Source organism: Luteibacter yeojuensis (assembly GCF_000964085.1).
In the GTDB taxonomy this organism is placed as follows: Bacteria; Pseudomonadota; Gammaproteobacteria; order Xanthomonadales; family Rhodanobacteraceae; genus Luteibacter; species Luteibacter yeojuensis_A.
Map to the genome: position 1 here is coordinate 1 of NZ_JZRB01000097.1, position 935 is coordinate 935.

Sequence of the window (935 nt, forward strand, 5' to 3'; positions counted from 1 at the left end):
GGAGCGCGCTCGCGCGCGATTACCCGCCGGCCCCCGCCATCAACGCATTAAGCACCGGATAAGAAAGCCCCGCCACCTCCGCCGTCCCCATGAACCCCGCCGCGCCCTTAGCCGCCCCCGCGTACGCCTCGATGGCCAGCGCGATGCCCGCGCTCAACCGCCGCGCCCCTGCGGCATACAACTCGGCATGCGACGGCAGCCCGGGTACCCACATCACGTTCAACGGCATGTCGCCCAGCGCCTTCGCCACGCGGCGGATTTCGTCGGGCACGGCGATGCCCGGCGCGAACAAGCCATCGGCACCCGCCTCGCGGAACAGCCCCGCACGGCGGATCACTTCATCCACGGCCGCGTCGCCTGACGCGATACCGCGGAGGTAGATGTCGGTGCGCGCATTGATATAAAGGTCGCGACCACCGAGCGCCGTGCGGATCGCGCGGATCTTCGCCGCCAGCGCGTCGGCGTCACGGCCACCGTCTTCGATGTTGATGCCCGCGACACCCGCATCGACGAGCGAGGCCACGAAGCGGCCAACCTCCGCGGGGTCGTCGGCGCAGCCTTCTTCGATATCGGCGCTCAGCGGCACCGACAGCACGCGCGCCATGCGCTTCACCGCGCCCAGCATCTCGCCGGCCGGCAGCTTGTCGCCGTCGGGCCAGCCGCAGGCCCACGCCACGCCGGCGCTGGTCGTCGCGACGGCCGGCGCACCGGCGTGCTGGATGGCCACGGCGCTGCCGGCATCCCAGGCATTGGGGAGTACTAGCAGGGCGCCGTTGTGGTGGAGTTCGCGGAAGCGGGAAGCACTCATGGACATGGCCGGCCAGGGAGGTCCGCCTAATCTGCAACGAATGCGCCCACCCCACAACGCCACACCCCGTTCAGCCCCCGTACCCGGTCCAAGCCGCGAACCCCTCCTGTAGGAGCGCACTTGTGCG

General features: G+C 70.6%; 1 protein-coding gene. It reads right to left on the reverse strand.

The window, feature by feature from the left end:
* Window positions 1-19 precede the first annotated feature (19 nt).
* Entirely contained in the window at window positions 20-808 is a 789-nt protein-coding gene (locus VI08_RS20295) for an isocitrate lyase/PEP mutase family protein (protein WP_052698084.1), read from the reverse strand.
* Window positions 809-935: the final 127 nt, after the last annotated feature.

What these genes read in the sequence shown, in the direction of transcription:
- VI08_RS20295 (WP_052698084.1), bottom strand. Translation starts at nt 808, where the DNA reads ATGAGTGCTTCCCGCTTCCGCGAACTCCACCACAACGGCGCCCTGCTA.